General features: G+C 73.6%; 28 protein-coding genes. 12 read left to right on the top strand and 16 right to left on the bottom strand.

Going from position 1 to position 23306, the window contains the following annotated elements:
- Nucleotides 1–219 precede the first annotated feature (219 nt).
- Nucleotides 220–849: a PadR family transcriptional regulator gene (locus BM051_RS03780; RefSeq protein ID WP_092527878.1), complete on the top strand. Its 630-nt coding sequence runs from the start codon at nt 220–222 to the stop codon at nt 847–849.
- On the top strand, nt 846–2330 hold the full coding sequence (locus tag BM051_RS03785) for an FAD-dependent monooxygenase (RefSeq protein WP_243859533.1): 1485 nt from the start codon (nt 846–848) through the stop codon (nt 2328–2330). Before BM051_RS03780 ends, BM051_RS03785 begins: the two co-directional genes overlap by 4 nt.
- Here BM051_RS03785 and BM051_RS03790 read toward each other — a convergent pair.
- Both BM051_RS03790 and BM051_RS03795 read right to left on the bottom strand, forming a co-directional pair.
- On the bottom strand, nt 2327–3094 hold the full coding sequence (locus BM051_RS03790) for an ABC transporter permease (RefSeq protein WP_092527881.1): 768 nt from the start codon (nt 3092–3094) through the stop codon (nt 2327–2329). The genes BM051_RS03785 and BM051_RS03790 overlap by 4 nt on opposite strands.
- Nucleotides 3091–4002 (bottom strand): ATP-binding cassette domain-containing protein, encoded by a 912-nt coding sequence (locus tag BM051_RS03795; protein ID WP_092528508.1) that lies wholly within the window; start codon nt 4000–4002, stop codon nt 3091–3093. The genes BM051_RS03790 and BM051_RS03795 overlap by 4 nt, the downstream gene beginning before the upstream one ends.
- Before the next feature lie 133 nt (nt 4003–4135).
- On the opposite strand from BM051_RS03795, the gene BM051_RS03800 reads away from it, so the two are divergent.
- Both BM051_RS03800 and BM051_RS03805 read left to right on the top strand, forming a co-directional pair.
- Nucleotides 4136–5308: a sensor histidine kinase gene (locus BM051_RS03800; RefSeq protein ID WP_243859534.1), complete on the top strand. Its 1173-nt coding sequence runs from the start codon at nt 4136–4138 to the stop codon at nt 5306–5308.
- Nucleotides 5305–5958, top strand: coding sequence for a response regulator (locus BM051_RS03805; RefSeq protein ID WP_092527885.1), 654 nt, complete (start codon nt 5305–5307; stop codon nt 5956–5958). Before BM051_RS03800 ends, BM051_RS03805 begins: the two co-directional genes overlap by 4 nt.
- On the opposite strand, the gene BM051_RS03810 is transcribed toward BM051_RS03805, so the two are convergent.
- The 4 genes from BM051_RS03810 to BM051_RS03825 all read right to left on the bottom strand — a co-directional run bounded on the left by BM051_RS03810 (nt 5925) and on the right by BM051_RS03825 (nt 10777).
- On the bottom strand, nt 5925–7622 hold the full coding sequence (locus BM051_RS03810; protein ID WP_166677712.1) for a glycoside hydrolase family 3 protein: 1698 nt from the start codon (nt 7620–7622) through the stop codon (nt 5925–5927). The two genes, BM051_RS03805 and BM051_RS03810, sit on opposite strands and share 34 nt — an antisense overlap.
- An 86-nt stretch (nt 7623–7708) precedes the next feature.
- On the bottom strand, nt 7709–8356 hold the full coding sequence (locus BM051_RS03815) for a response regulator (protein WP_092528512.1): 648 nt from the start codon (nt 8354–8356) through the stop codon (nt 7709–7711).
- A complete protein-coding gene (locus BM051_RS03820) occupies nt 8353–9642 on the bottom strand; it encodes a sensor histidine kinase (RefSeq protein ID WP_092527891.1) in 1290 nt (429 codons plus the stop codon). Before BM051_RS03820 ends, BM051_RS03815 begins: the two co-directional genes overlap by 4 nt.
- Complete coding sequence (locus BM051_RS03825; protein ID WP_092527894.1) at nt 9632–10777, bottom strand: acyl-CoA dehydrogenase family protein; 1146 nt, start codon at nt 10775–10777, stop codon at nt 9632–9634. The genes BM051_RS03820 and BM051_RS03825 overlap by 11 nt, the downstream gene beginning before the upstream one ends.
- 179 nt (nt 10778–10956) lie before the next feature.
- On the opposite strand from BM051_RS03825, the gene BM051_RS03830 reads away from it, so the two are divergent.
- Nucleotides 10957–11286: a VOC family protein gene (locus BM051_RS03830; RefSeq protein ID WP_092527897.1), complete on the top strand. Its 330-nt coding sequence runs from the start codon at nt 10957–10959 to the stop codon at nt 11284–11286.
- 27 nt (nt 11287–11313) lie between these two features.
- Here BM051_RS03830 and BM051_RS03835 read toward each other — a convergent pair whose 3' ends face one another.
- Nucleotides 11314–12006 (bottom strand): haloacid dehalogenase type II, encoded by a 693-nt coding sequence (locus BM051_RS03835; protein WP_092527900.1) that lies wholly within the window; start codon nt 12004–12006, stop codon nt 11314–11316.
- 84 nt (nt 12007–12090) lie between these two features.
- Here BM051_RS03835 and BM051_RS03840 point away from each other — a divergent pair, with 84 nt between their 5' ends.
- The 5 genes from BM051_RS03840 (at nt 12091) to BM051_RS03860 (ending at nt 15597) form a co-directional block, all read left to right on the top strand.
- The gene (locus BM051_RS03840) at nt 12091–12663 is read left to right on the top strand and encodes a CGNR zinc finger domain-containing protein (RefSeq protein WP_166677713.1); all 573 of its coding nucleotides are present in this window, start codon (nt 12091–12093) and stop codon (nt 12661–12663) included.
- Nucleotides 12664–12870: 207 nt separating this feature from the next.
- Nucleotides 12871–13335 (top strand): DUF1440 domain-containing protein, encoded by a 465-nt coding sequence (locus BM051_RS03845; RefSeq protein WP_166677714.1) that lies wholly within the window; start codon nt 12871–12873, stop codon nt 13333–13335.
- A complete protein-coding gene (locus BM051_RS03850; RefSeq protein WP_208325940.1) occupies nt 13332–13631 on the top strand; it encodes a thioredoxin domain-containing protein in 300 nt (99 codons plus the stop codon). Before BM051_RS03845 ends, BM051_RS03850 begins: the two co-directional genes overlap by 4 nt.
- Nucleotides 13624–14331 (top strand): Crp/Fnr family transcriptional regulator, encoded by a 708-nt coding sequence (locus BM051_RS03855; protein ID WP_208325941.1) that lies wholly within the window; start codon nt 13624–13626, stop codon nt 14329–14331. Before BM051_RS03850 ends, BM051_RS03855 begins: the two co-directional genes overlap by 8 nt.
- A 444-nt stretch (nt 14332–14775) precedes the next feature.
- A complete protein-coding gene (locus BM051_RS03860; RefSeq protein ID WP_092527909.1) occupies nt 14776–15597 on the top strand; it encodes an SDR family oxidoreductase in 822 nt (273 codons plus the stop codon).
- Nucleotides 15598–15803: 206 nt separating this feature from the next.
- Here the strand turns inward: BM051_RS03860 and ykgO are convergent, their stop codons facing one another.
- The 6 genes from ykgO to BM051_RS03890 form a co-directional block, all read right to left on the bottom strand.
- Nucleotides 15804–15926: a type B 50S ribosomal protein L36 gene (ykgO, locus tag BM051_RS03865; RefSeq protein WP_092527912.1), complete on the bottom strand. Its 123-nt coding sequence runs from the start codon at nt 15924–15926 to the stop codon at nt 15804–15806.
- A 171-nt stretch (nt 15927–16097) separates the two neighbouring features.
- Nucleotides 16098–16727 carry a class I SAM-dependent methyltransferase gene (locus BM051_RS03870; RefSeq protein WP_092527915.1) on the bottom strand — a complete coding sequence of 210 codons (630 nt, stop codon included), beginning with the start codon at nt 16725–16727 and terminating at the stop codon, nt 16098–16100.
- 475 nt (nt 16728–17202) lie between these two features.
- Nucleotides 17203–17364, bottom strand: a complete 162-nt coding sequence (locus BM051_RS28915; RefSeq protein ID WP_166677715.1) for a hypothetical protein — start codon at nt 17362–17364, stop codon at nt 17203–17205.
- An 88-nt stretch (nt 17365–17452) separates the two neighbouring features.
- On the bottom strand, nt 17453–17626 hold the full coding sequence (locus BM051_RS29625) for a DM13 domain-containing protein (protein WP_243859535.1): 174 nt from the start codon (nt 17624–17626) through the stop codon (nt 17453–17455).
- Nucleotides 17627–17723: 97 nt separating this feature from the next.
- Nucleotides 17724–18212, bottom strand: coding sequence for an SRPBCC family protein (locus BM051_RS03885; RefSeq protein ID WP_166677716.1), 489 nt, complete (start codon nt 18210–18212; stop codon nt 17724–17726).
- A gap of 122 nt (nt 18213–18334) precedes the next feature.
- Nucleotides 18335–19357: a TerC/Alx family metal homeostasis membrane protein gene (locus BM051_RS03890; RefSeq protein WP_092527919.1), complete on the bottom strand. Its 1023-nt coding sequence runs from the start codon at nt 19355–19357 to the stop codon at nt 18335–18337.
- 123 nt (nt 19358–19480) lie between these two features.
- On the opposite strand from BM051_RS03890, the gene BM051_RS03895 reads away from it, so the two are divergent.
- Both BM051_RS03895 and BM051_RS03900 read left to right on the top strand, forming a co-directional pair.
- Nucleotides 19481–19684: a hypothetical protein gene (locus BM051_RS03895; RefSeq protein ID WP_092527921.1), complete on the top strand. Its 204-nt coding sequence runs from the start codon at nt 19481–19483 to the stop codon at nt 19682–19684.
- A 45-nt stretch (nt 19685–19729) separates the two neighbouring features.
- Nucleotides 19730–20893, top strand: coding sequence for an epoxide hydrolase family protein (locus tag BM051_RS03900; RefSeq protein WP_092527923.1), 1164 nt, complete (start codon nt 19730–19732; stop codon nt 20891–20893).
- A 13-nt stretch (nt 20894–20906) separates the two neighbouring features.
- On the opposite strand, the gene BM051_RS03905 is transcribed toward BM051_RS03900, so the two are convergent.
- The 3 genes from BM051_RS03905 to BM051_RS29635 all read right to left on the bottom strand — a co-directional run bounded on the left by BM051_RS03905 (nt 20907) and on the right by BM051_RS29635 (nt 23295).
- Entirely contained in the window at nt 20907–22406 is a 1500-nt protein-coding gene (locus BM051_RS03905) for an FAD-dependent oxidoreductase (RefSeq protein WP_092527925.1), read from the bottom strand.
- 74 nt (nt 22407–22480) lie between these two features.
- Nucleotides 22481–22873: an alpha/beta fold hydrolase gene (locus BM051_RS29630; protein ID WP_243859536.1), complete on the bottom strand. Its 393-nt coding sequence runs from the start codon at nt 22871–22873 to the stop codon at nt 22481–22483.
- Entirely contained in the window at nt 22789–23295 is a 507-nt protein-coding gene (locus BM051_RS29635; RefSeq protein WP_243859537.1) for an alpha/beta fold hydrolase, read from the bottom strand. The genes BM051_RS29630 and BM051_RS29635 overlap by 85 nt, the downstream gene beginning before the upstream one ends.
- Nucleotides 23296–23306 lie beyond the last annotated feature (11 nt).

The following is a 23306-nucleotide window of genomic DNA, read 5'->3' on the forward strand; positions in this document are numbered from 1 at the left end:
CACCGCGGGCCATGGCGCGGCCCGGACTGGCCGAGCCCCCACGCGTCGCCGCGGGCGATGAAGCCGTGCACGGGTCCTGACCGTGTTCACTGGGTCGTGAGATGGCTACGGACCGGGATGGCGCGGTGGTACACACCCGGCGCGGCATCGCAATACCGCCTTGCCATGAAGTTGGCCGACACCTTATAGTCGGTTCCTACTAATAGGAACCGAGGAAGTATGGCGCCGAAGCGGAAGATCTCCAACACCCTGGCCCTCGCGGTGCTGGGCCTGCTCCTGGAACGGCCGATGCACCCCTACGAGATGGCCGCCGTCCTGCGGGAACGGCACAAGGGCAGCAGCTTCAAGATCAACTCGGGATCGCTCTACGACACGGTGGAGGCCCTGGTCCGACACGGGTGGATCGAGCCGAAGGCCACCGTGCGCTCGGGTCGCCGTCCCGAGCGCACCGTCTACACCCACACGGAGCTCGGCCACCGGGAGTTCCTCCGCTGGCTCGACGAGCTGGTCCGTGTCCCGGTCGACGAGTACCCCAAGTTCCTCGCCGCCGTCTCCTACCTCGGCGCGCTCGGCCCCGGCGGCGCGGTGGACGCGTTGACCGAGCGCACCCACCACCTGACCCGGTGGATCGAGGAGACCCGCGCCGCGCACGCCGAGGTCGTCGACTCCGGCGCCGCGCCCCGGCTGTTCGTCATCGAGGTCGAGTACCTGCTGAACGCGTGGGAGTCGGAGCTGGCGTGGGTCCGCCGCACCATCGACGAGATCCGCGACGGCAGCCTCGCCTGGCCGGACACTCCACCCGACGACCGGACCGACAGCGCGGACGACGCCACGAAGGAGTCCCAGTGAGCAGTGACCGCACCACCGAGACCGAGGTGCTCGTCGTCGGCGCCGGACCGGCCGGGCTGATGCTCGCCACCGAGCTCCGACTGTCCGGAGTGGACACCGTGCTGGTCGAGCGGCAGGACCGCCGCCCGGACTTCTGCCGCGGCTTCAACCTCAACGCTCGCGCCCTCGACCTGCTCGCCCGCCGCGGTCTCGCCGACCGGTTCCTCGCCGAGGGGTGGCAGGCACCGCACGCCCCGACCGCCGGCCTCCCGGTGACCCTCGACCTGGCCGGCGCGCACACCGACCACCCCTTCTCGCTGGGCATCCCGCAGACCCGTGTCGAGGAGCTTCTCGAGGACCACGCCCGCGACCTCGGCACCGACCCGCGCCGGGGGCACCGGCTGGACGACCTCACCCAGGACGGCACCGGCGTCACCGCCACCATCGGCACCGCCGGTGACACGTACCGGATCCGCGCCGGCTACCTGGTCGGCTGCGACGGCGGCCGCAGCACCGTCCGCGGGCGCGCCGGCGTCGACTTCCCCGGAACGGACGCCACCCGCTTCTCGCTGCTCGGCGACGTCGAGCTGGCCGACCCCGACGCGCTTCCGTTCGGCATGACCGCCGGCCCCGGTGGCTCGGTGTTCACCATCCCCCGCCCCGGCTACGTCCGGATCGTCACCGAGGACCCCACCCCGCCCGAGCGGAAGGACGCCCCGGTCACCCTCGACCAGCTCCGGCACGCCGTGGCCACCGCGCTGGGCCGGCCGGTCGAGCTCCGCGCGCCGCGCTGGCTCACCCGGTTCGGGGATGCCGCGCGGCAGGCCAGCCGCTACCGCGCCGGCCGGGTCCTGCTGGCCGGGGACGCCGCACACATCCACCCGCCGGCCGGGGCGATCGGGGTGAACGTCGCCCTCGACGACGCGGTCAACCTCGGCTGGAAGCTCGCCGCCACCGTGCGCGGCACCGCGCCCGCCGGCCTGCTGGACAGCTACCACGACGAACGCCACGCCGCCGGCACCCAGCTCCTGGCCAGTACGAGGGCTCAGGTGCTGCTCGCCGAACCCGACGACCGGACAGCTCCGCTGGTCGACTTCCTCACCCGCCTCGCCGGCGATCCCGGCGTCCTCCGCGCCCTCGCCGAGGCGGTGACCGGGTTGGACACGCGCTATCCCATGCGGCCCGAGACGTCCCACCCGTGGCTCGGCCGCCTCCTGCCCGACCTGGCCCTGGTCACCCCGACCACCCGCACCCGGCTCAGCGCCCTACTCGCCACCGGTCGCGGCGTTCTGCTCGACCTGGCGCCGTGGCCGAGCCTCGCCGAGACCGCCGCCGGCTGGCGGGACCGGGTCGACATCGTCCCGGCTCGCTGCCCCGAGCACCCCGACCTCCTCGCCGCCCTGGTCCGCCCGGACGGGCACCTGGCATGGGTACGGACCAGCGCCTCCGGCGACGACGCGGGCCTACCGGAGGCGCTGGAACACTGGTTCGGCCCAAGCTAGGCGTCGCGCCGGGCGAGGGTGTACGCGCCCGCGCCGAGCGCGGTGGCCGCCCACACCACCATCGCGATCGCCGCGCCCAGCGGGGACAGCACCGGGTCCGTGACGTCGCCGGCGAGCTGCTCGGCCAGGTTCGGCAGCATGACCGCGTAGGCCCGCGCGTTCCACGGCCCCGGCAGCAGCAGCGCCACCACCGGCAGCACGAACAGCACCAGTGTCACCGTCACCAGCGCGCCCGCGCTGGACCGCACCGCCGCGCCGACGCCGACCGCGACCAGGGCCACCACCATGATCGACAGCCCGCCGGCCAGCACCGGGGGCACCGCCTCGCCCAGGGACGGCCACGGCGCGATCGGCGCCGGCCGGTCCCCGACGACGAGCGCGGTCACCATCGCCGACAGCGCCGCGATCACCAGCCCCACCACCAGCGCGAGCGCCGCCACCACGGCCGACTTGGCGGCGAAGAACCGCAGCCGCTGCGGTACGGCGGTCAGGCTGGTGCGGATCATCCCGGTCGTGTACTCGCCGGCGATCGCCAGCGCCGCCAGCACCCCGAGGCAGAACTCGGTGACCGGGATGCTGAGCACGCTGGCGTCGGCCGCGCCGAAGCTGGCCCGCTCGGCCGGTGCCGTGGAGTCCCAGTCCGCGGTCATCAGGAACGACACCACCCCGCCGACGACCAGCGCCAGCACGCTCGCCCCGACCAGGTAGTACGTGGACCGCACCGTGCGGACCTTCAGCCACTCCGAACCCAGCACGTCGTTCATCGCGCCCGCCCCTCCGCGCGGTAGTCCACGCTCTCGTTGGTCAACTCCAGGTAGGCCTCCTCCAGCGACGCGCTGCGCGGGGTCAGCTCGTGCAGCACGATCCGGTGCCGCAGGGCCAGCTCGCTGATCGCCGGCGCGGCCAGCCCACCCACCAGCAGCCCGCCGTCCGGCTCGGGCGCCACGTCCGCGCCCGCCGCCCGCAGCGCTCGCGCCAGCTCGGTCGCCGCGCCGGCCCGCACCAGCACGCCCTGGGCGAACCGCTCGGCCAGCTCGGTGATCGACGACTCCAGGATCAGTCGACCCCTGCCGATGATCAGCACCCGGTCGGCGGTCAGCGCCATCTCACTCATCAGATGGCTGGACACCAGCACCGTGCGGCCCTCCGCGGCCAGCGACCGCATCAGCTGCCGGATCCAGCGGATGCCCTCGGGGTCCAGCCCGTTCACCGGCTCGTCGAACAGCAGCACCCCCGGGTCGCCGAGCAGCGCGGCCGCCATGCCCAGCCGCTGCCGCATCCCCAGCGAGAACCCGCCGATCCGCTTGCCGGCCACCCCACCGAGGCCGACCCGCTCCAGCACCTCGCGCACCCGCCGGTCCCCGATGCCGTTGCCGCGCGCCAGGCAGCGCAGGTGGTCGGTGGCGGTCCGCCCGCCGTGCACCGCGCCGGCGTCGAGCAGGGCACCCACCTCGTGCAGCGGGCGGCGCAGCTCGGTGTACCGGCGACCGTTGACCAGCGCCGCGCCGGAGGTGGGCCGGTCGAGGCCGAGGACCGTCCGCATGGTGGTGGACTTGCCGGCGCCGTTGGGGCCGAGGAAGCCGGCCACGTAGCCGGGTTTCACCGTGAAGGACAGCCGGTCGACGGCGAGCGTCGGGCCGTACCGCTTGGTCAGCTCGTTGACTTCGATCATGCCGCCCACGATCCGCCGGTGCCTCCTTCGTGCACATCGGACCGTGGCTCGGTTCCCGGTCGCCGGGTCCACCCTGGGGATGACGTCCCCCGGAACGACGCGCTCGGTGGCCCGCCCGGGCTACCGTCGAAGCGTGCACCGGCTGCCTACCCTGCTCCGACGGATCCCCCGTGGGACCCACCTCGTCCTCGCCGACACGGTGGCCGCCGGGCTCTGGTTCACCGTCTATCTCGGCTTCATGCACACCAATGTCGGCGTGGAGCGGGCCTTCACCGGGCCGGAGTGGCTCGGCTGGCTCATCGCCGCCGGGGTCGCGCTGCCGGTGGCCGTGCGCCGGCTGTGGCCGATCCCGGTGCTCGGGGTGGTCGTGGCGGCGTCGATGGCCGCCGCGCTCACCCACCTCACCCGCGAGCCCGCGGCGTCCATGGCGTTCGCGCTGTACCTGGTGGCGCTGCGGGAGCCGACCCGGCGATCGGCCACCGCCCTCGGCGTCGCGCTGGTCGCCGAGGGCACCGCGATCTGGGTCAGCATGGCCGGCAACACCGTCGAGCCGGTCACCGGACCGGTGTTCTACGTCGTGTTCGTCGCGCTGTTCGGCCTCACCGGCTGGCTCACCGGGTTCGTCGTGCGGACGTGGCGCGCGGCCGCGGCGAGGGAAGCCGAGCAGCAGGCGCAGCGCGCGCTGGTGGACGAGCGGCTGCGGATCGCCCGCGAGCTGCACGACGTGGTGGCGCACGGGCTCAGCCTGATCGCGGTGAAGGCCGCGGTAGGCCACCACGTCGCCGCCGAGCAGCCGGCGGAGGCGCGGGACGCGTTGCGGGTCATCGAGACCACGACCCGGCAGGCGCTGGTGGAGATGCGGCACATCCTCGGCGTGCTGCGCTCCGAACGTGACCTGGCCGCCGAGCTCACCCCGTCGCCCCGGCTGACCGGCCTCGGTGAGCTGGCCCAGCGGGCGCGGCTGGCCGGCGTCGAGGTGGACCTGACCGTCCGGGCCGGCGCGCTGCCGGAGGGCGTCGAGCTGTCGGTGTACCGGATCGTGCAGGAGTCGCTGACCAACGTCGTCAAGCACGCGGCGCCGGCCCGCTGCCGGGTGCTGGTGGAGTCCGACGGGAACGAGGTGCGCGTCGAGGTGACCGACGACGGCGACCCGGTGCCGGCCGACCGACCCGCCGGGCACGGGCTGATCGGCATGCGCGAGCGGGCGACGCTCTACGGGGGCGTCTTCTCCGCGGGGCCGAGGCCGGGCGGCGGGTTCGCGGTGCGCGCGGCGATCCCGTTCGGTGCGGCGGGGGTGCCGGCGTGATCCGGGTGCTGGTGGCCGACGACCAGGCGCTGCTGCGCGGCAGCTTCCGGGTGCTGGTGGACAGCGCGCCGGACCGCACGGTGGTGGGCGAGGCCGGCAACGGTGTCGAGGCCGTCGAGCTGGCCCGGCGGGAGCGGCCGGACGTGGTGCTGATGGACGTGCGGATGCCGGAGATGGACGGCATCGAGGCCACCCGGCTGATCTGCGCCGAGGGCACGGCCAGGGTGCTCATCCTCACCACGTTCGACCTCGACTCCTATGTGTACTCCGCGCTGCGCGCGGGGGCGAGCGGGTTCCTGCTGAAGGACACCCCGCCCGCCGAGCTGCTGTCGGCGATCGGGGTGGTGGCCGCGGGGGAGGCGTTGCTGGCGCCGACGGTGACCCGCCGGCTGATCGCCGAGTTCGCCCGCCGGCCGGAGCCGCGGCCGGCCACCTCCCGCTCGCTGGCCGGGGTGACCGACCGGGAGCGGGAGGTGCTCGACCTCGTCGCGCATGGACTGTCCAATGCGGAGGTCGCGGAGACGTTGTTCGTCAGCGTGGCCACGGTGAAGACCCACGTCGGGCGGCTGCTGGCGAAGCTGCGCGCCCGGGACAGGGCCCAACTGGTGATCGCCGCCTACGAGGGCGGCCTGGTCACCCCCGGGGACTGAGCGACCGGGGCGGGGGCCGCCGCGGAGTGGCCGTAGGGGAGCTCCTCGCTCAGGTGCACCGGCAGCCGCCCGCCGGCCCGCGCCCCGAACACGACGTCGGCGACGGCCCCGAGCACCGTGTCGTTGGCCGGTGGCTGGGTGTCCCAGACGAACGTCTGCGCGTAGGCCGCCAGCGCGGCCCCGAGGTCCGGATACGCGGTCACGTCGTGCGGGACGCCGATCGACACCGCCGCCACCCGTGTGCCGGTCGCCGCCAGCGCCCGCACCAGCCGGGCCTGCCCCGGCGGCAGGGCGGCCGTCCTCGCGTAGGTGGCGACCAACACCTGGTCGACGTCGCGGGCCCTGGCCACGGCCTCGGCGATCTCCGCGTCCGTCGGGTCCGCACCGCCCGCCTGCCACCACTCGGCGCCCAGGTGCCGGGCCAGCGCCTCGGTGTCCAGCACGCCGGCCACCAGCGTCCGCGCGTCACGGCGGAACGGCAGCGCCCCGGAGCTGTTGTCCAGCACCGTGATCGAGTCCCTGGCGATCGCGCGGGCCGCCTTCCGTGCCCCGCGGGTGCCGCTCAGCGCCGCCGCGAGCTCCGGGTCGGCCGGCCGCCGGTCGAACGCACCGTAGACGCACTTCAGCCGCAACACCCTGGCCGCGGACTCCTCGATCCGCTCCGGGCTCAGCCGGTCCCGCAGTGCGTGCGTGATCGCCGCGTGGTCGGTGAACGGGCCGGTGGACAGCACCACGTCCGCCCCGGCGCGGATCGCCAGCACGCTGCCGTCGACCACGCCCCACCGCTGCCGGATCGCACCCATCTGGACGGAGTCGGTGATGACCACGCCGGTGTAGCCCAGGTCGCCGCGCAGCACGCCGGAGACCACGGCGGGCGACAGCGTCGCCGGCAGCTCCGGGTCGATCGCGGTGAGCAGGATGTGCGCGGTCATCAGCACCGGCGCCCCGGCCGCGACGGCCGCCCGAAACGGTGGGAAGGCCGTGCGTTCCAGCGTCTCCCGGTCGGCGTCCACCGTGGGCAGCTCCAGGTGGGCGTCGACGTCCGCGCCGCCGTGCCCGGGGAAGTGCTTGACGGCCGCGGCCACCCCGGCGGCCCGGTAGGCCCGGACCTGGGCCGCGGTCAGCCGGGACACCAGCTCCGGGTCCTGCCCGAACGAGCGCACCCCGAACGGCCGGTCGGGACGGCTCTCCACGTCCGCGACCGGCGCCAGGGTGAGCCGCACCCCCGCCAGGCGCAGCTCGGCGGCGGTGATCCCGGCCGCGGTGGCCGCCTTCGCCGGGTCCCTGGCGGCGCCGAGCCCCATCGGCCGGGGCAGCGCGGTGGTGCCGGTGCGGATGTTGTGCGCGGCCCCGTGCTCGAAGTCGCCGCCCACCAGGATCGGCACGCCGGTGGCGGCGGCGCGCATCCCGTTGGCGTACTCGGCGGCGGCCCTGGGATCCGGGGCGTCGGACAGCGAGGCCACGCCGGCGTGCAGCTCGGCGACCGCCCTGCGGACGTCGGCGCGCGGGCCACCGACCATGACCAGCTGGCCGACCTTCTGTTCCGGGGTCATGGTCGCCAGGTGGCGCTCGGCGACGGCCGCGCAGTCCCGGCCGGGCGCGGTCCGCGGGACGGCGGCGGCCGGGAGGACGGGGACGGCGAGCACGGCGGTGCTCGTCAACATGAGGGATACCAGTCTTCGGATCATGGTTCGAGCGTCGCCGGTGCCGGGCCGCGGATCGTCGGCCGCGCGGCCGATCCCGCTACGTCTCAGGTCGTACGGGTCTCGTGGGCGAGCACGATCAGCTGGACGCGGTCGCGCACGCCGAGCTTGGTCAGGGTGCGGCTGACGTGCGTCTTGACCGTGGCCGGGCTGACCACCAGCCGCTCGGCGATCTCCTCGTTGGACAGACCCGCCACGACGAGGTCGGCCACCTCGCGCTCCCGGTCGGTCAGCGCGTCGAACGCGGTGTTCGGCCGCGCCCGCCGCGGGCGGCGGGCGAACTCGGCGACCAGCCGCGCGGTGACCGACGGCGCGATCAACGCGTCGCCGCGGGCGGCCACCCGCACGCCGTGCACCAGCTCGAACGGCTCGCAGTCCTTGAGCAGGAACCCGCTGGCGCCGGCCCGCAGCGCCTCGTAGACGTACTCGTCGAGGTCGTAGCTGGTCAGCACGACGACCCTGGTCGCACGGCAACGCGGGTCGGCCACGATCCGCCGGGTGGCCAGCAGCCCGTCGACACCCGGCATCCGGATGTCCATCAGCACCACGTCCGGCCGCAGCTCGACGGCGGCGACGAGGGCCTCGGCGCCGTTGCCGGCCTCGGCCACCACGGTCAGGTCGTCGTGGGCCTCGAGCATCGTGCGCAGGCCGGCACGGACCAGGGACTGGTCGTCGGCGAGCAGGACCCGGATCAGCATTCGTCGGGCCATTCTCCGGGCCGCTCTCCGGGCCGCGATTCCCCCTCGCCGGCGGGCGGCCGGTGCCCCGCGGTCGTCGGCAACCAGGCCCGGACGGAGCACCCTCCGTCCACCGCCACACGCAGCGACCCGCCCAGCGCGGTGACCCGCTCCCGCATCCCGGTCAGGCCGTGGCCCGGCGCGACCCGGTCGCCGGACTCGCCGGTGCCGCCGGTGCCGCCGGTGCCGCCGGCGCCGCCGGCGCCGTTGTCGTCGACGCGCACCGTCACCCCGTCCTCCGCGTGGTCCACGGTGACCCTGATCCTGGTGGGGTTCGCGTGCCGCACCGCGTTGGTCAGCGACTCCTGCACGACGCGGTAGGCCGCGTGGTCCACCTCGGGCGGCAGCACTCCCGGCGCGCCGCGGACCCGCAGGGTCACCGACCGGCCGGCACTGCTCACGCGCCGGACCAGCTCGTCGAGCCCGACGAGCCGGGAGGTCTCGGACTCGCGCAGCGCGCCGACGACGGCGCGGACCTCGCGTAGTGCCTCACCGCTCGCGGCGCGGATCGCGGTCAGCGCCTCGATCGCCTCGGTGGACCGATCCGGGCGCACCAGCGCCGCGCCGGCCTGCACGTTGATCAGCGAGAGGTGGTGCACCAGCGCGTCGTGCAGCTCGCGGGCGATGCGCAACCGCTCGGCGTCCACCGCCCGGCGCTCGGCCTCCCGGCGATGGGCGCGGCGGGCCCGCCCCACCTCGCCGGCGGCCAGCACCACGGCCAGGGCCAGCGCGACCAGCGGCAGCTCGTCCAGCGACCGGGTGGGCAGGGTGAGCAGGGCCGCGGCGGCGACCGCGGCGGCGACCGCGACCAGCCGGTGCCCCTCCAGGGTGGTGACGAGCAGCGCGGCGGCGAACGGCAACGGTTCCAGCCCGCCCGGGTAGCCGAGCAGGTGGTAGCCGTTCATCACCGCGAAGGTCGCGAGCAGGACGGGGACCGGGTGCCGCCGCTGCCAGGCGGTCGCCGCGGCGCCGGCGAGCAGCAGTGCCCAGCCGCCCGGCCAGAGCGTGGCCGCCCGGTCGACGGCGCCGACGGTCCCGGCGACCACGACGACCGCCACGGCGAGCGCGAACCCGATGTCCCCCGCGCCGGGCACGGCGACCCGCCACCGCCCGGCCGGCGCGGCGAGGGGCCCCGCCGGATCCGGCCCGTGCGGCGCGGCGGCTCGTGGTGGCCGCCCGGTCGGCGCGGTGGTGGCCTCCCACCGGTCCGACCCGTGCGGCCGAGCGTCGTCGTCAGGGGGCATCGGCGGTGCCCTCGGCGAGCACCTCCTGGCCGACACGGTCCTTGCACACCTCGACCGAGTAGGCCATCAGCGCCGGCGCCTGGGCGTCCCGGAAGTGCCGCTGGATCGGCGAGCTGCGCAGGTACCCCGAACCGCCGCCGACGCGGACGCCGAGTTGGGCGATGTCCCTGGCGACCTCGTTGGCCAGTGGCTTCGCCCGCAACGCCGCCGGCTCGAACTCCGGCGCGCACTGGTCGGCCAGCCACGCCATGTGCCAGGCGTACAGCACCGCGGAGTCCAGCCGGAGCCGGGCGTCGGCCACCGCGAACCGGACCCACTGCAGCGCGCCGAGTGGCTCGCCGGTGGTCGGCAGGGTGCGCGACCGGGCGTGCCGCAGCAGCGCGGCGAGCGCGGCGTCGGCGATGCCCAGCGACAGGAACGCCAGCCCGGCCGCGATGTGGTTGGGCCGCGGCGGCGCCTCCGGGTCCGGCGGAGGACATCGGCGCTCGGCGCGCAGCACCGTGCCGTCGAACCGAACCAGCTGGCTGCGGCTGGCCCGCAGCCCCATCGCGTCCCAGATCGGCTCGAACCGCACCGTCTCGTCGGGGGCGTGCCCGAAGAAGGCGGGCTGGCCGTCCACCAGTGCGTTGACCAGCAGGTGGTCGGCGATCTCGCAACCGGACACGAACCGCTTGGCCCCGGTCAGCCGGTACCCGCCGGGCACCGGCTCGGCCTCCTGCAGCGGCATCAGGAACAGGTTGCCCGAGCTCGGCTCGGACAACGCGTTGGCGAACCGCCGGCCGGCGCGGAACTCGCTGGCGTAGCACCCCGCCATGTCCGGAGTGGACAGCTGCACCAGCACGGTGGCGGCCCCGACGTGCATGAGCCACACGCACGCCGTGGACGGGCAGGCCGCGGCCAGGATCCGGACGATCTCCCCGAACGACCGGTAGCTCAGTGCCTCCCCGCCGAGCTCGCGCGGCAGCAGCGCCGCGTCGAGGCCGCTGGCGTGCAGCACCCGCAGGTTGCCGACCGGCAGCTCGGCGGTGTCGTCGTGCTCGGCCGCGGTCGCGGCGAAACCGGTCGCCAGCTCGGCCGCGGTCGCCACCCAGTGCCGCTCCGACTCCGGCGGGCCGAGGGGATGATTCAGGGACATGGCGGCATTATCGACCACCGGCCCGACGCGCGGAGGCGGTTTCCACCGCTGGTGCGAAAGTATGTGCTGCGCTGGACGCCTGTAGTACTGCTGTAGTACTACCGAGGATGTAGTCCTACCGAGAAGTCACAGAGATCCCTGTTCCCGTTTGGAGTCGCCCGGTGACCGTTCGTCGCGTCATGCCCATCATCCAGTCAGAGCCCGCGCCGGAGAGCCGGGAGTTCTACGGCCTGCTGGGCTTCGAGGAGGTCATGAATCTCGGCTGGATCATGACACTCGCCTCTCCGTCCAGCCCCACCGCGCAGATCAGTGTCATGAGCAGCGACAAGACCGCACCGGTCACACCGGACATGAGCGTGGAGGTCGACGACGTGGACGCGGCGTACGCGGCGATGCGGGACCACGGCGCGGAGATCGTGCACCCCTTGCAGGACGAGGAGTGGGGCGTGCGGCGGTTCTTCGTCCGCGATCCCAACGACCGCGTGGTCAACGTCCTGAACCACCGCTGACATCGTCCCCGCCACGGATCGGCCCGGCTACCTCGCCGTCAGTGCGGTGACCAGTTCCTCCAGACCGTCGAACCGCCAGTCGACGACGTCGGAGCTCGCCGGCGGATCCCCGACCGGTCGCCGCACGTACGCGGTCCGCATGCCCCTCGCCTGGGCTCCGCGAAGGTCCCAGGCGTGGGCGGCCACCATGAGCACGCGTTCCGGAGGACATCCGGCGGTGTCGATGGCGAGCTGGTAGACCTCCGGCGCTGGCTTGTACGCCACGACGGCTTCGGCGGACAGGGCCTGGTGCCAGCGCAGCCCGGCGTACGCGCTGAGTCGCAGCAGGGCGGTGCGGCTGGCGTTGGAGAGCCCGAGCACGGGGAACCGCCGCGCGAGCCGCTCGAGGCCGGCGACGGAGTCGCCCCACGGGGGCAGACGCTGACCCGCCGTGGCCAGCCGGGCGATGGTCGCCGGATCGGCGAGTCCGACATGGTCGGCTACCCGCCCCGCGGCCTCTCCGTCGATGATCTCGCTGTTGACGTAGGCGCGGTGCCCTCGCCCGATGCGTTGCTGCTCGAGTTCGACGTGCCGCTGCCACATGGCGACCAGCTCGTCGACGGACGCATCGTCGGATGCGGGCACCGCGTCACGGATTCCCGCTCGAAGCCCGCTGGGCTCGTCGACCAGTGTTCCGAGGACGTCGAAGACGACGACCTCGATGTCGCGGGCCTCGGCCATGCGCTCCCCCTGTTCGCGGTTGCGTCACCCGTTCAGTAGGTGACGGATCTTGCCTCAGCCCGCGTCACCGGTCAAGGTGGTGACGTGGACTTCGCATTCGTGAGCGGCAACCCGGCCCTCGATCTGGCCGGCACCGTGTTGTCTCGTCGGGACGAGCCCATCGACGTCCTGGCCGCGCCCACCGACCTCGAGCGGTGGGTGACCGCATGCGACGAACTCCCCGACCGTGTCACCGCCGACGTCGCGACCTTCGAGTCCGCGCTGTCACTACGAGAGGCGATCTACCGACTCGCGCTCGGTCGCGTGCTCGACCGGCCCTTCGATCCGAGCAGCCTCGAGATCGTCAATCACACGGCCGGCGGGCCGGTGCCCACGATCAGGCTCAGTGACGCGGGGCTGCGGATGTCGGGAGACCTTCGAGCAGTGCTCTCACACATCGCCAGGAGCGGTATCGCCGTGCTCGCCGATCCCGACGCCTGCCTCAAGGAGTGCGGTCGCGTTGGCTGCACGCGCATCTTTCTGGACCGCTCGCGTGGCGCCCGGCGCACCTGGTGCGGGATGGACGGGTGCGGCAACCGCGTCAAGGCCGCGGCTTATCGGGCGCGCAGGCGAGCATCGGCCACGACCGAGGATCGTGAAACCGCGCGAACCACCTGACGTCGATGCCGGTACGCCCGTTCCGCCGGTTGCCGGATCCACCCCTGGCCGTGCCGACACACCGCGTCAGGCACATTCCAAACGCGAAGGCCACCATCCGGTCACGCCGGGTTGGTGGGTGACCCACGTCACCGAACTCCACCGCGGGTCGCGGGCACCCTCGCCTCGCGCCGCCGAGAGCCGGCGGTGCGGAGGAGAGGAGCCATCGTGTCCGCAACAGCTCGTCCGACGACATCCGGGCTGGCGTCCCGCGCCGGGAGCGGGGCGCTCGCCGGGCTCGTCGGTGGCGTCGTGTTCGGCATCCTCATGGCGATGATGGGCATGCTGCCGATGGTCGGGATGCTCGTCGGCGTCGACAACGCCCTCGTCGGCTTCGGTGTACACCTGGTCAACTCGGCCGTCATCGGCGCCGTCTTCGGACTGCTCGCCTACGGCTTCGCCGACCGGGTCGGCCCGGTGCTCGGCGCCGGCATGGTCTACGGCGTGGTCTGGTGGGTGCTCGGCGCCCTGCTGCTCATGCCGCTGTGGCTCGGTGTCACCGCCGATCCGACGATGCGGGACATGGTGTTCACCGTGGGCCGTGACCAGTGGTTGAGCCTCATGGGCCACGTGATCTACGGATTGGTCACCGCCGGAACGCTGTACGGCCTGCGCCGCCGCGCGGGCCGATGACGCGGCCGTCGCAGGGGCCGGCGCGGCGGATCCCGGTGCTGCGAATCTACGTGGCGCCCGGCTGCGCCGGCTGCCGCGCCGCGGTCGACCTGGCGGCCGCGGTGCGGCGGGCTCGGCCGGACCAACCGGTCGAGGTGGTGGACCTCGGCCGCGACCCGGGCACGACGCTTCCGCCGGGGGTAGTCGGCACACCGGCCTACCGAATCGGAGACGAGGTGGTCTCGCTCGGCAACCCGGAGCCGGCGGAGTTGCTGTCCCGACTGGACAACGCGTGCGCACGGGACGACGATGACTGACCTGATGCCGCCCGCAGAGCTTCCCGCCGACGAGCACTACTGCCTGGCCGAGGTCGACCTGTTCCGCGACCTGTCCCGGCGGGAGATGGCCGCGCTGGGGGCCAGGGCGCCGCAGCGGACCGTCGCGGCCGCGCAGGTCGTGTACCACCCGGCGCGGCCTGCGGAGGTGTTGTTCATCGTCAAGCGGGGCCGGGTGCGGTTGTACCGGATCGGACCGGACGGACGTGACGTCACCACCGCCGTGCTGGGGCCGGGCGCGGTGTTCGGTGAGATGGAGCCGCTGGGGCTGCGGATGCGGGCCACCTGGGCGGAGACGTTGGAGCCGGGCGCCCTGTGCGTGATGAGCCGGACTGACGTCCGCGAGCTGCTGTTCACCGATCCGCGAGTGGCCGTGCGCATCGCCGAGCAGCTCTCCACCCGGATCGCCGAGCTCGAGGACCGGCTGACCGACCTGACCTGCAGGGCACTCGGCGAGCGGTTGGCCGCCACACTGTGCCGGCTCGCCCGCCACGATCCCGCCGGGCCGATCCGGTTGACCCACCAGCAGCTCGCGGCACTGGTCGGCGCCAGCAGGGAGCGCACCACGATCGCGCTCGGCGAGCTCGCCCGGCACGGCCTCGTTCGGCTCCGCCGTGGCCGCATCCTCATCGCCGATCCGGCACGGCTCGCCGCGATCGCGGACGGCGCCGCGGTCGACTAGCCGGGTGTCATTGGTGTGAGCACTCACTGCCTCTCCTTGCACTGCCTCTCCTTGCACTGCCTCTCCTTGCACCGGCTCTCCTTGCACTGCCCCTCCTTGCACCGGCCGAGCCGGCAACCTCTGTCGGGTACGCCGCCGGCGCCGTGAGCCGGCGCGGTCGTCCGAGTTCGACGGTAGCTCGGCCGCGAAGGGCATCCCGATGAGAAACCGCTTTCTGCTCGAGGTTGTCCACATCGCACCTTGCCTGTGGACAACTCGGGGGTGGGGCTTGCGCGGAGACGAGAAAGCGGCACAGTGGACGGCGAACGCGGCCGACGGCAGCGGCAAGGCGGGCATCGGCAGCGGGTGCTCGGGGCGCCGGCGATTCGCCTTGGGGGGCGAGGAAAGGAGGACAGAAGGTGACCGTGGCTCTTCGTATGGTCGGCGATGACGAAAGGAGATCGCATGACCATCCTGGTGACCGGCGCGACGGGCAACGTGGGCCGCCCGCTGGTGGAACGGCTGCTGACGGCCGGGCATCCGGTGCGCGCGCTCACCCGCGATTCGCGGACGGCGAACCTCCCGGCGGGCACGGAGGTGGTGGCCGGCAACCTGTCCGACACGGCGAGCCTGGCCGAGGTGTTCACCGGCGTCACCGCCGCGCACCTGATCAGCTTCGGGGATGGCTACGCGCCACTGGACAACGGAGCCGACATCGTCGCACTGGCGGAGCGCGCCGGGGTCCGCAGGGTGACCGTGCTGAAGGGAGACCTCGACAAGACCGCTCTCGACCAGGCCGTGGAGGCCAGTGGTCTGGAATGGACGTATTTGGCGCCGGTGGAGTTCATGTCGAACACGATGGAATGGGCCGATTCCGTGCGGACCGAAGGAATCGTTCGGGATGGCTTCGCCGGGACGAAGAGCGCGATGGTCCACGACGCGGACATCGCCTCGGTCACCGCCGCGGTGCTGACCGGGGACGGCCACGCCGGCCGGGAGTACTGGCTGACCGGGCCGGAGGCGCTCACTCCACGCGAGCGGGTGCGGGTGATCGGCGAGGTCCTGGGCCGTGAGGTGCGGTTCGTCGAGCTGGGCAGGGACGAGATGGTCGCCCGGTGGCGGGAGCAGGGCTACTCGGCCGACGACATCGAGTTCTTCCTGGCGATGCGGACCAACCCGCCGGAGGCGGGCTACACGGTGCTGCCGACGGTGGAGGAGGTCACCGGGCGACCGGCCACCCCGTTCGCCGAGTGGGTACGGGAGAACGTCGCGGCCTTCGGCGGCTGACCACGGCCATGGCGCTGATCGACGAAAGGAGGAGTCACGAGCGCTCGCGTCACCGGGACGAGTGGCCTACCGGAACGGGCAAGGCCGTGCCGCCGCCGGCGTGGGCACGGCCTGCCCACTGCCGGGGCACCGGCCTTGACACACCGCCGGGGGTTGGGCGAGTCAGCGTGGCCGGCGTCGTGCGGCGCCCGGATCGCGTGCGAGGCTCAGCCCTGGCGCGCCTTGAACCGCGGGTCCCGCTTGTTGATCACGTACACCGTGCCCCGCCGGCGAACGACCTGCGACCCCGGCTTCTGCTTCAGCGAACGCAGCGAGTTGCGAACCTTCACTGTCCCTCCTCGGGTTTCGGCTCGCCGGCGGGATGCCGGCGAGGGTCGGGCACCTCGCCGAGTGCGGCGTCCGGCGCCGCTGCTCAGCGGGTGATCACCTCCATCCCGGGTTCGGCCAGCCCACGGCCGTCGCCGGGAGGTCGTGCGGCCGGTTCCTCCCGAAGCCGTGCCTCACCGAGCACCCACCAGCCGTAGCGCACGGTCGGCTCGTCGACGAGCCGCTCGTCCTCGTGGGTCCGGTACTGGTTGTGCCACGTGACATGCTCGGTTCCGGACGGCTCGGCCCGCCCCCTCGTACCGGCGGCGTCCGATCCGGACACTCGACATCACGCGGTCCGGCACCGCGACCGGCTCGGCCGGCGGCAGGAGGTTCAGCACGGCCCGGCCGCCCTCACCCAGCCGCTCGGCCAGCAGCCACCACAGCCCGCGACGGTCGGCGGGCGTGACGTGGCCGAGCACGTTCATCACGACCACCGCCCCGATCCGCTCGGGCAGCCGCGCCGCGGGAAACGGCTCGGGCACCACGGTCACCGCCTCCCGCGGCCGGGCCTCGGTGTTCACCCGCGCCAGCAGCACCGAGCGCGGCCCGGAAGCTGGCTCGACCGCGACGATCTCACCGCCTAGGACGGCGTCGGCGATGACGAGCGTGCCGAGCCCGCTGCCGGCACCCAGGTCGACCACCACCCCGCCGGCGGGGTTCAGGCCGGTGCGGGCGTCGGCGAGCACGGGACCGAACCCGGCCCAGTGCGGCGCGATGCCCGGATCGAGGAACTCCGCGGAGTGGAGGTACTCGTCGGTCACGTGGCGTTCCTTGTCCGGTGGTGGCCCCGGCGGGCATGTCAGCCTTGACCGGTACGAAGACTAACACACACACTGATAATCATTTTCGATAACGCTCGGTATCGGCGACGGTGGCTGATCCAGGAATGTCGAGCGCGGCCACCACGAGAAGCACGACCAGGTCCGCCCGGTCACGGTCCGCCCGCCTTACGCGGCGCTGACGTCCGGTCGCCGGCTCGTCGCGGCCCCCGGGTCGCGGCACCGTGCTGGCGTGGCGTCGAGACAGCGCGGTGCCGAGGTGAGGCGGAACCAAAGTGATGCGGTGCCGAGGTGACACAGTGCCGAGGTGACACGGAACCGAAGTGACGTGAGCGGAAGGCGCTCCGGCACCGCCCACACCGGACGGTCGCCGGGGAGACCGGCCCACCTCGAGGCCGACACCTCCGCGAGCCATCCGTCGGTGCGAGGCCTCGACTCGCCGAGGTCCTCGGGGTGGTCAGTGCCGCCGCTCGGGCGGACGGCGAGCGCCGGGCGCCTGCGCGGCCCACGCCGCGCGCCGAAGGTCGGCCACCGCCTCGGCGTGGAGCCGGGCGATCGCCTCGTGCGCCCGCCGCACCTCCTCGTCCAGCCTCGCCAGGAACTCCGTGTCCGACTCCATGATCGACTCCGCGTGCTCGCCCGACGCGTGCGCCTCCACCCGGGAAGACGAAGCAGTGCGGTCGGTTTGTTCCCGGACGGCGCGCGGTTCACCCGGACGTCGTGGTCAGTCCGGCCGCCCCGAAGGAGACGTCGAAGCGGTCGCACCAGATGCTCAGGCTGCGGTACCGCCCGCGGTCGGTCCCGGCGGGCAGCGGGTAGTTCTGATCGCCCCTGTTGCCCTCGAGCTCGCCGAGGCTCACGTACGCCCCGTCGTCGAACACACCCCAGCCCTCCCAGCCCAGTCGGCCCGACGAACCAGCGGCACGGCGCGGAAAGCTGACGACCGATCGCCTACCGGCGGCGGGCGCCACCGTACGGTCAGGCCGGGTCGGAGGCACGGTCGAGAGCCTCCGCCGTGGCCTTCACCGCGGCCAGGGTGTGCTCGATCGAGCGCAGGTTGTAGCCGGGGCGGTCCGCTCGGCCGGTGACCCGTGGCCCCATGACACGGCGAATGAACCAGTTCCCGACCCGGTACCACTGCTCGGTGAGGCGGCAACCGGTGGCGGTGGGGGTGATCTCGTAGGACCAGCGCGACACCCGAACCCCGAACGGCGTGCGGACGTCGAAGGTGAACCGGCGGCCCGCGACGCACTCGACCACACTGACCTTGGTCCACCACCGCCGCTCGCCGTTGCGGTTGACCCCCCGGAACTCGGCGCCGACGGCGGGGCCGGTGGCGCCGTTCACCCACCGGCCGCCGACGTTCTCCGGGCTCAGCTCACCCATCCGGGGAAGGTCGGTCACCAACGCCCACACGGCGAGCGGGTCGGCGGCCACGTCGATGCCGCGGGAGATCGTCGGCTCCACCCGGCCACGCTAACCTGGCCCGGACCCGGCGGACAACGAGCGCGGCGACACCGAGCAGAACCGGAGAAGGGCTCCGTGCCGATGCCCGGCCGACTTCCCCGGCAGCCGCCGCCGGCGCCGACTCAGCCGCGAGCACGGTCCCGATCGGTCTCGTCCGCCCTGGGCGGGTGGGCGCGCAGCGAGCCGGAGTGCGCCCTGGCACTCGGGTCGAGCCTGGTCTTGACCAGGCTGGCCACGGTGACCACGGCGAGCACGACGACGATCACCCCGAGGCTGACCAGCGTCGGGATCTCCGGGACGCTCTCGTCGATGTCGACGTGGGCCCAGTGCAGCACGAGCTTGACCCCGATGAACGCCAGGACCAGCGCCAGCCCGGTGGACAGGTACACCAGCCGGTCCAGCAGGCCCTTCACCAGGAAGTACAGCGCGCGCAGGCCGAGCAGCGCGAACGCGTTCGCGGTGAACACGATGTAGGGCTCCGCGGTGATGCCGAACACCGCGGGGATCGAGTCCAGCGCGAACAGCAGGTCGACGCTGCCGATGGCGACCAGCACGATGAACAGCGGCGTGACCACCCTGCGCCCCTCCAGCTTGGCGAAGAGCTTGCCGCCGACGTGGTCGTCGCTGACCGGCAGCACCCGCCGGGCTCCCCTGACCACCACGTTGTCCTCGACGTCGGGGTCCTCGTCGCGGTGCCGGAACAGCTGCACCGCGGTGTAGATCAGCAGCAGCCCGAACAGCAGGAACATGAACGAGAACAGTGACAGCAGCGTGGCGCCGAGCACGATGAAGATCGCCCGCATGATCAGTGCCAGCACGATGCCGAAGGTGAGCACCTTGTGCTGGTGCTCCTCCGGTACGGCGAACGTGGTCATGATGATCACGAAGACGAACAGGTTGTCGACCGAGAGGCTCTTCTCCACCAGGTAGCCCGTGAAGTACTCGGTGCCGAAGTCGCCACCGTGCGCGAGGGCGAACCACACGCCGAAGCCGACGGCGACGAGGACGTAGAACACCGACCACGCGGTGGCCTCGGCGAACCCGACCCGGTGCGGCCGCAGCGCCGCCAGCGCCAGGTCCACCGCGAGCAGGGTGACGATCAGGCCGATGGTGACGACCCAGGTCAGCACGCTGATGTGGAGCATCCGGTCCCTCCGCGTCGGTTCCCTGTCCGCAGGATCATGCCGAATCGCGCGTCGCTCCGCTGACCGACCGCGTGCTCTCCCGACCCCCTTGCCGAACGCGAGCACGATCGGGATGCTCGACGCATGGAGCACCAGGAGCCGGAGCGCGTGGAGCGGTTCACCGACGAGGAGCTGGCCTTCCTGCGCTTCGCGCGGTTCGGCGAGCTGCCGCCGAGGGTGCTGCCGCAGGAGATGGCCGAGGTCACCGAGACCGAGCGCCCGGACCTGCCCGGCGAGCGCCAACCGTTCGACCTCGGCCCGACCGGACGGTACCTGGCCGGCGGCTGACCTCGCCGTCGCGGCGCTCCCTTTCCCGACACCGGAGGAGTGTGGATGTCCGAGGCGGTGGTGCCGTTCCGCGTCGAGGTCCCCGACGCCGAGCTCGCCGACCTGCGCGAGCGGTTGGCGCGGACCCGCTGGCCGGAGCCGGAGCCGGTGGACGGCTGGTCGCAGGGCGTCCCGCTCGACTACCTGCGCGACCTGTGTGACCACTGGGCCCGCCGGTACGACTGGCGACGCGTCGAGGCCCGGCTGAACGCGCTGCCCCAGTTCCGCACGGAGCTCGACGGGCTCGGCATCCACCTCGTCCACGTGCGCTCGCCCGAGCCGGACGCGCTGCCGCTGGTCGTGACCAACGGCTGGCCCGGCTCGATCGTCGAGTACCTCGACGTGATCGGGCCGCTCACCGACCCCGCCGCGCACGGTGGCGACCCCGCCGACGCGGTCCACCTCGTCCTGCCCACGCTGCCCGGCTACGGGTTCAGCGACAAGCCCACGCGGCCGGGGTGGGGCGTGCGGCGCATCGCCGGAGCCTGGGCCCGCCTCATGGCCCGGCTGGGCTACGACCGGTACGGCGCGGTGGGCAGCGACTGGGGCACCAGCATCACCACCGCGCTCGGGCAGCGGGACCACGAGCACGTCGCCGGCATCCACCTCGTCCCGCCGATCGCCGCGCCCGACCCGGCGACCTTCGACGACCTCACCGCCGCCGAGCGGGCCGCGCTCGCCGCGCTGGAGCACGCCAAGGAGTGGGAGGACGGCTACTCGGTCGAGCAGTCCACCCGGCCGCAGACGATCGGCTACTCCCTGGTCGACTCCCCCGCCGGGCTCTGCGCGTGGATCGTGGAGAAGTTCCACGCGTGGACCGACTGCGCGGGGCACCCGGAGAACGTGCTCTCCCGCGACCAGATGCTCGACAACATCACGCTGTACTGGCTGACCCGCACTGGCGCGTCGGCCGCGCGGCTGTACTGGGAGAGCATCCGGCAGGTGCAGCGCTGGTTCACCGCCGCGGTCGAGGACACCGTGGACGTCCCCGCCGGTTGCTCGGTGTTCCCCAAGGAGCTGCCGCGCCCTTCCCGCCGCTGGGCCGCCCGGCGCTACACCGACATCCGGTACTGGAACGAGCCCGCCAGGGGTGGCCACTTCGCCGCGCTCGAGCAGCCGGAGCTGTTCGTCGACGAGGTGCGGTCCTTCTTCCGGCTGGTCCGCGGCTGACCGTGTCCCGGGGTCAGGAGTCGGGCCGGTCCAGCGGGGCGGTGGCCGGTCCCTCCAGGACGTTGCCGTCGACGTCGAACCGGGAGCCGTGGCAGGGGCAGTCCCAGCTCCGCTCCGCGGAGTTGAACCGCAGGTAGCAGCCGAGGTGGGTGCAGCGCAGCGACACCGCGTGCAGCTCGCCGCCCGCGTCGCGGTAGTAGCCCACCTTGCCCAGCCCGTCGCGGACCACCCGCGCCTCGCCCGGTCCGACGTCCTGCGGGCCGCCGGACCGGGCGGGGGTCAGCCGGTCGGCGACGAAGTCGGTCGCCACCGTGGCGTTGAGCCGACCCAGCGTCGGCAGTGACCGGGCGGAGACGCGGTGCGGGTCGAACCGCCTCCCCCACGGGCGGGACCGGCCGGCGAGCAGGTCGGCCAGCAGCATCGCGGCGAACGTGGCGGTGGACAGCCCCCACTTCATGAAGCCGGTGGCGACGTAGAGCCGGGACGACCACGGCGTGTAGGTGCCGATCATGGGCAGCCGGTCGTAGGCGACGGGGTCCTGGGCCGACCACCGGTGGGTGACCTCGGCGACGTCCCAGTGCCGGTGCGCGAAGTCGACGAGCCGCTGGTAACGCCGGTCGTCGACCCCGTGCGCGCCGGCGTGGTGGCTCTGCCCGGCGAGGACGAGCGAATCGGCGGTGGAGCCGATCGACCAGGTCGGGCTGCCGGCGTTGATCGCGAGCGTGGCCGGGGGCGACCCGTGCCGCAGCCGGACGGCGACGCAGTAGGACCGGGACGGCTCCAGTCGGGCGAAGTACAGCCCGCGGTCCAGGATCGGGAAGTGGGTAGCCACCACGACGCGGTCGGCGTGGACGGTGCCGCGGTCGGTGCGCACTCGGCACGGCCGGCCCTCGGCCACCTCCCGCACCCGGCTGTGCTCGTACACCGCCGAGCCGTCCCCGTCCACCGCCGCGGCCAGCCCGAGGGCGTACCGCAGCGGGTGGAGGGTGAGCTGGTCGGCCAGCCGCACCGCGCCCGCCACCGGGAACGGCAGGTCCACCGCGTCGTCGAGCCGGACGTCCAGCCCGGCCGCGCGGGCGGCCTTGTACTCGGCCTCCACGGTGGAGCGCTCGCGTTCGGTGCGGGCGTAGGTGTGCGCGGGCAGCCGGCGCGGCGCGCAGTCGATGCCCTCGACCTCGACCAGCTCGGCGACCTTGGCCACGCCGGCCGCGCTGGCCGCGGCGTAGTCGGCGGCCGCCTCCCGGCCGTGCCGGCGGGTGATCGTGGAGTACACGGTGGACTGCAGCGCGGTGACCTTCGCGGTGTTGTTGCCGCTGGCGCCGCTGCCCACCCGGTCGGCCTCGACCACCGCGACACTGGCGCCCTGCCGCTTCAGCAGCAACGCCGTGGTCAGCCCGGCCAGTCCCCCACCGACGACGGCGACGTCGACGGTCATCTCCCCGGTCAGTGGTGGGAATCCGCTCGCCGGCTGGGCCGCCAGCCACAACGAGTGCTCCCCGGTCGTCGTCGGCATGCGCTGGTCCTCCCTCGCTCGGCGACAGTGCGAGGAGTACCCACGCGGCGGCCGGTCGAACCGGCCGCCGCTTCTCATCGAGCCGGCGCGGACGCCGGCTCGGTGAGGAAGTCCACCACGACCGGCGCGAGGACCTCCGGCGGCACGACGTGCCCCTGGCCCTCGAGCAGCCGAAACCGCCCGCGCGGCAGCGCGGCGGCGATCCGCCGGCCGGTCTCGACCATCCACTCCGGACTCGCGCCGCCGGCCAGCACGAGGGCCGGCACGGGCACGCCGGCGGCCTGCTCGCTCGGCGTCCGACCGCCCCGGGAACGCTCGCCCATCACCGCGAAGGGATCGTGACGCAGGGTCGGCGCGTTGGCCAGCATCGCCGCGTCCCGGCTCAGCTTCGCGGCGACCGCCGAGGGCACGCCGGCGGAGGTGAGGAAGAACTCCACCGCCTCGGCCCTGCGGTCCCGCGCCAGCACGCGGCGATCTGCTCCGCCTCCTCCCGCTCGGCCCGGCGCTCCTCCTCGCCGCCGGTGCCGAACGGCGGCTCGTGCAGCACGACCCGGTCGATCGGGAGGCCGCGCGCCGCCGCGTGCAGGACCAGTGTCGCCCCGGACGAGTGACCGTACAGCGCGGCCGTGCCACCGACCTCGGCGACGAGTGCGGCGAGGTCCTCGACCTCCCGCTCGACCGCGTAGGACGGGGCGTCCCCGCTGTCGCCGCGGCCCCTTCGATCGTAGTTGACCACGGGGACCCGACGGGCCAGCGCCTCGGCGAGCGGCTGGTAGGCCGCCCGCCCCTGCAACGCACCGCCGACCAGGATCACCGGCGGCCCGTCACCCTCCCCGAGCAGGTCGAACGCGATCGTCGTGCCGTCCGGTGATGTCACGGTGCTCGTCATGGCTCCTCCTG

The organism is Amycolatopsis arida (assembly GCF_900115565.1).
GTDB lineage: Bacteria > Actinomycetota > Actinomycetes > Mycobacteriales > Pseudonocardiaceae > Yuhushiella > Yuhushiella arida.

Coding starts and splice junctions, on each gene's coding strand:
- BM051_RS03905 (WP_092527925.1), bottom strand. CDS start 22,406: ATGCCGACGACGACCGGGGAGCACTCGTTGTGGCTGGCGGCCCAGCCG.
- BM051_RS03825 (WP_092527894.1), bottom strand. CDS start 10,777: ATGTCCCTGAATCATCCCCTCGGCCCGCCGGAGTCGGAGCGGCACTGG.
- BM051_RS03790 (WP_092527881.1), bottom strand. CDS start 3,094: ATGAACGACGTGCTGGGTTCGGAGTGGCTGAAGGTCCGCACGGTGCGG.
- BM051_RS03890 (WP_092527919.1), bottom strand. CDS start 19,357: ATGCTCCACATCAGCGTGCTGACCTGGGTCGTCACCATCGGCCTGATC.
- BM051_RS03835 (WP_092527900.1), bottom strand. CDS start 12,006: ATGGCCGAGGCCCGCGACATCGAGGTCGTCGTCTTCGACGTCCTCGGA.
- BM051_RS03830 (WP_092527897.1), top strand. CDS start 10,957: ATGCCCATCATCCAGTCAGAGCCCGCGCCGGAGAGCCGGGAGTTCTAC.
- BM051_RS29635 (WP_243859537.1), bottom strand. CDS start 23,295: ATGACGAGCACCGTGACATCACCGGACGGCACGACGATCGCGTTCGAC.
- BM051_RS03820 (WP_092527891.1), bottom strand. CDS start 9,642: ATGCCCCCTGACGACGACGCTCGGCCGCACGGGTCGGACCGGTGGGAG.
- BM051_RS03900 (WP_092527923.1), top strand. CDS start 19,730: ATGTCCGAGGCGGTGGTGCCGTTCCGCGTCGAGGTCCCCGACGCCGAG.
- BM051_RS03895 (WP_092527921.1), top strand. CDS start 19,481: ATGGAGCACCAGGAGCCGGAGCGCGTGGAGCGGTTCACCGACGAGGAG.
- BM051_RS03850 (WP_208325940.1), top strand. CDS start 13,332: ATGACGCGGCCGTCGCAGGGGCCGGCGCGGCGGATCCCGGTGCTGCGA.
- BM051_RS03795 (WP_092528508.1), bottom strand. CDS start 4,002: ATGATCGAAGTCAACGAGCTGACCAAGCGGTACGGCCCGACGCTCGCC.
- BM051_RS03780 (WP_092527878.1), top strand. CDS start 220: ATGGCGCCGAAGCGGAAGATCTCCAACACCCTGGCCCTCGCGGTGCTG.
- BM051_RS03855 (WP_208325941.1), top strand. CDS start 13,624: ATGACTGACCTGATGCCGCCCGCAGAGCTTCCCGCCGACGAGCACTAC.
- BM051_RS28915 (WP_166677715.1), bottom strand. CDS start 17,364: ATGGAGTCGGACACGGAGTTCCTGGCGAGGCTGGACGAGGAGGTGCGG.
- BM051_RS03810 (WP_166677712.1), bottom strand. CDS start 7,622: ATGTTGACGAGCACCGCCGTGCTCGCCGTCCCCGTCCTCCCGGCCGCC.
- BM051_RS03860 (WP_092527909.1), top strand. CDS start 14,776: ATGACCATCCTGGTGACCGGCGCGACGGGCAACGTGGGCCGCCCGCTG.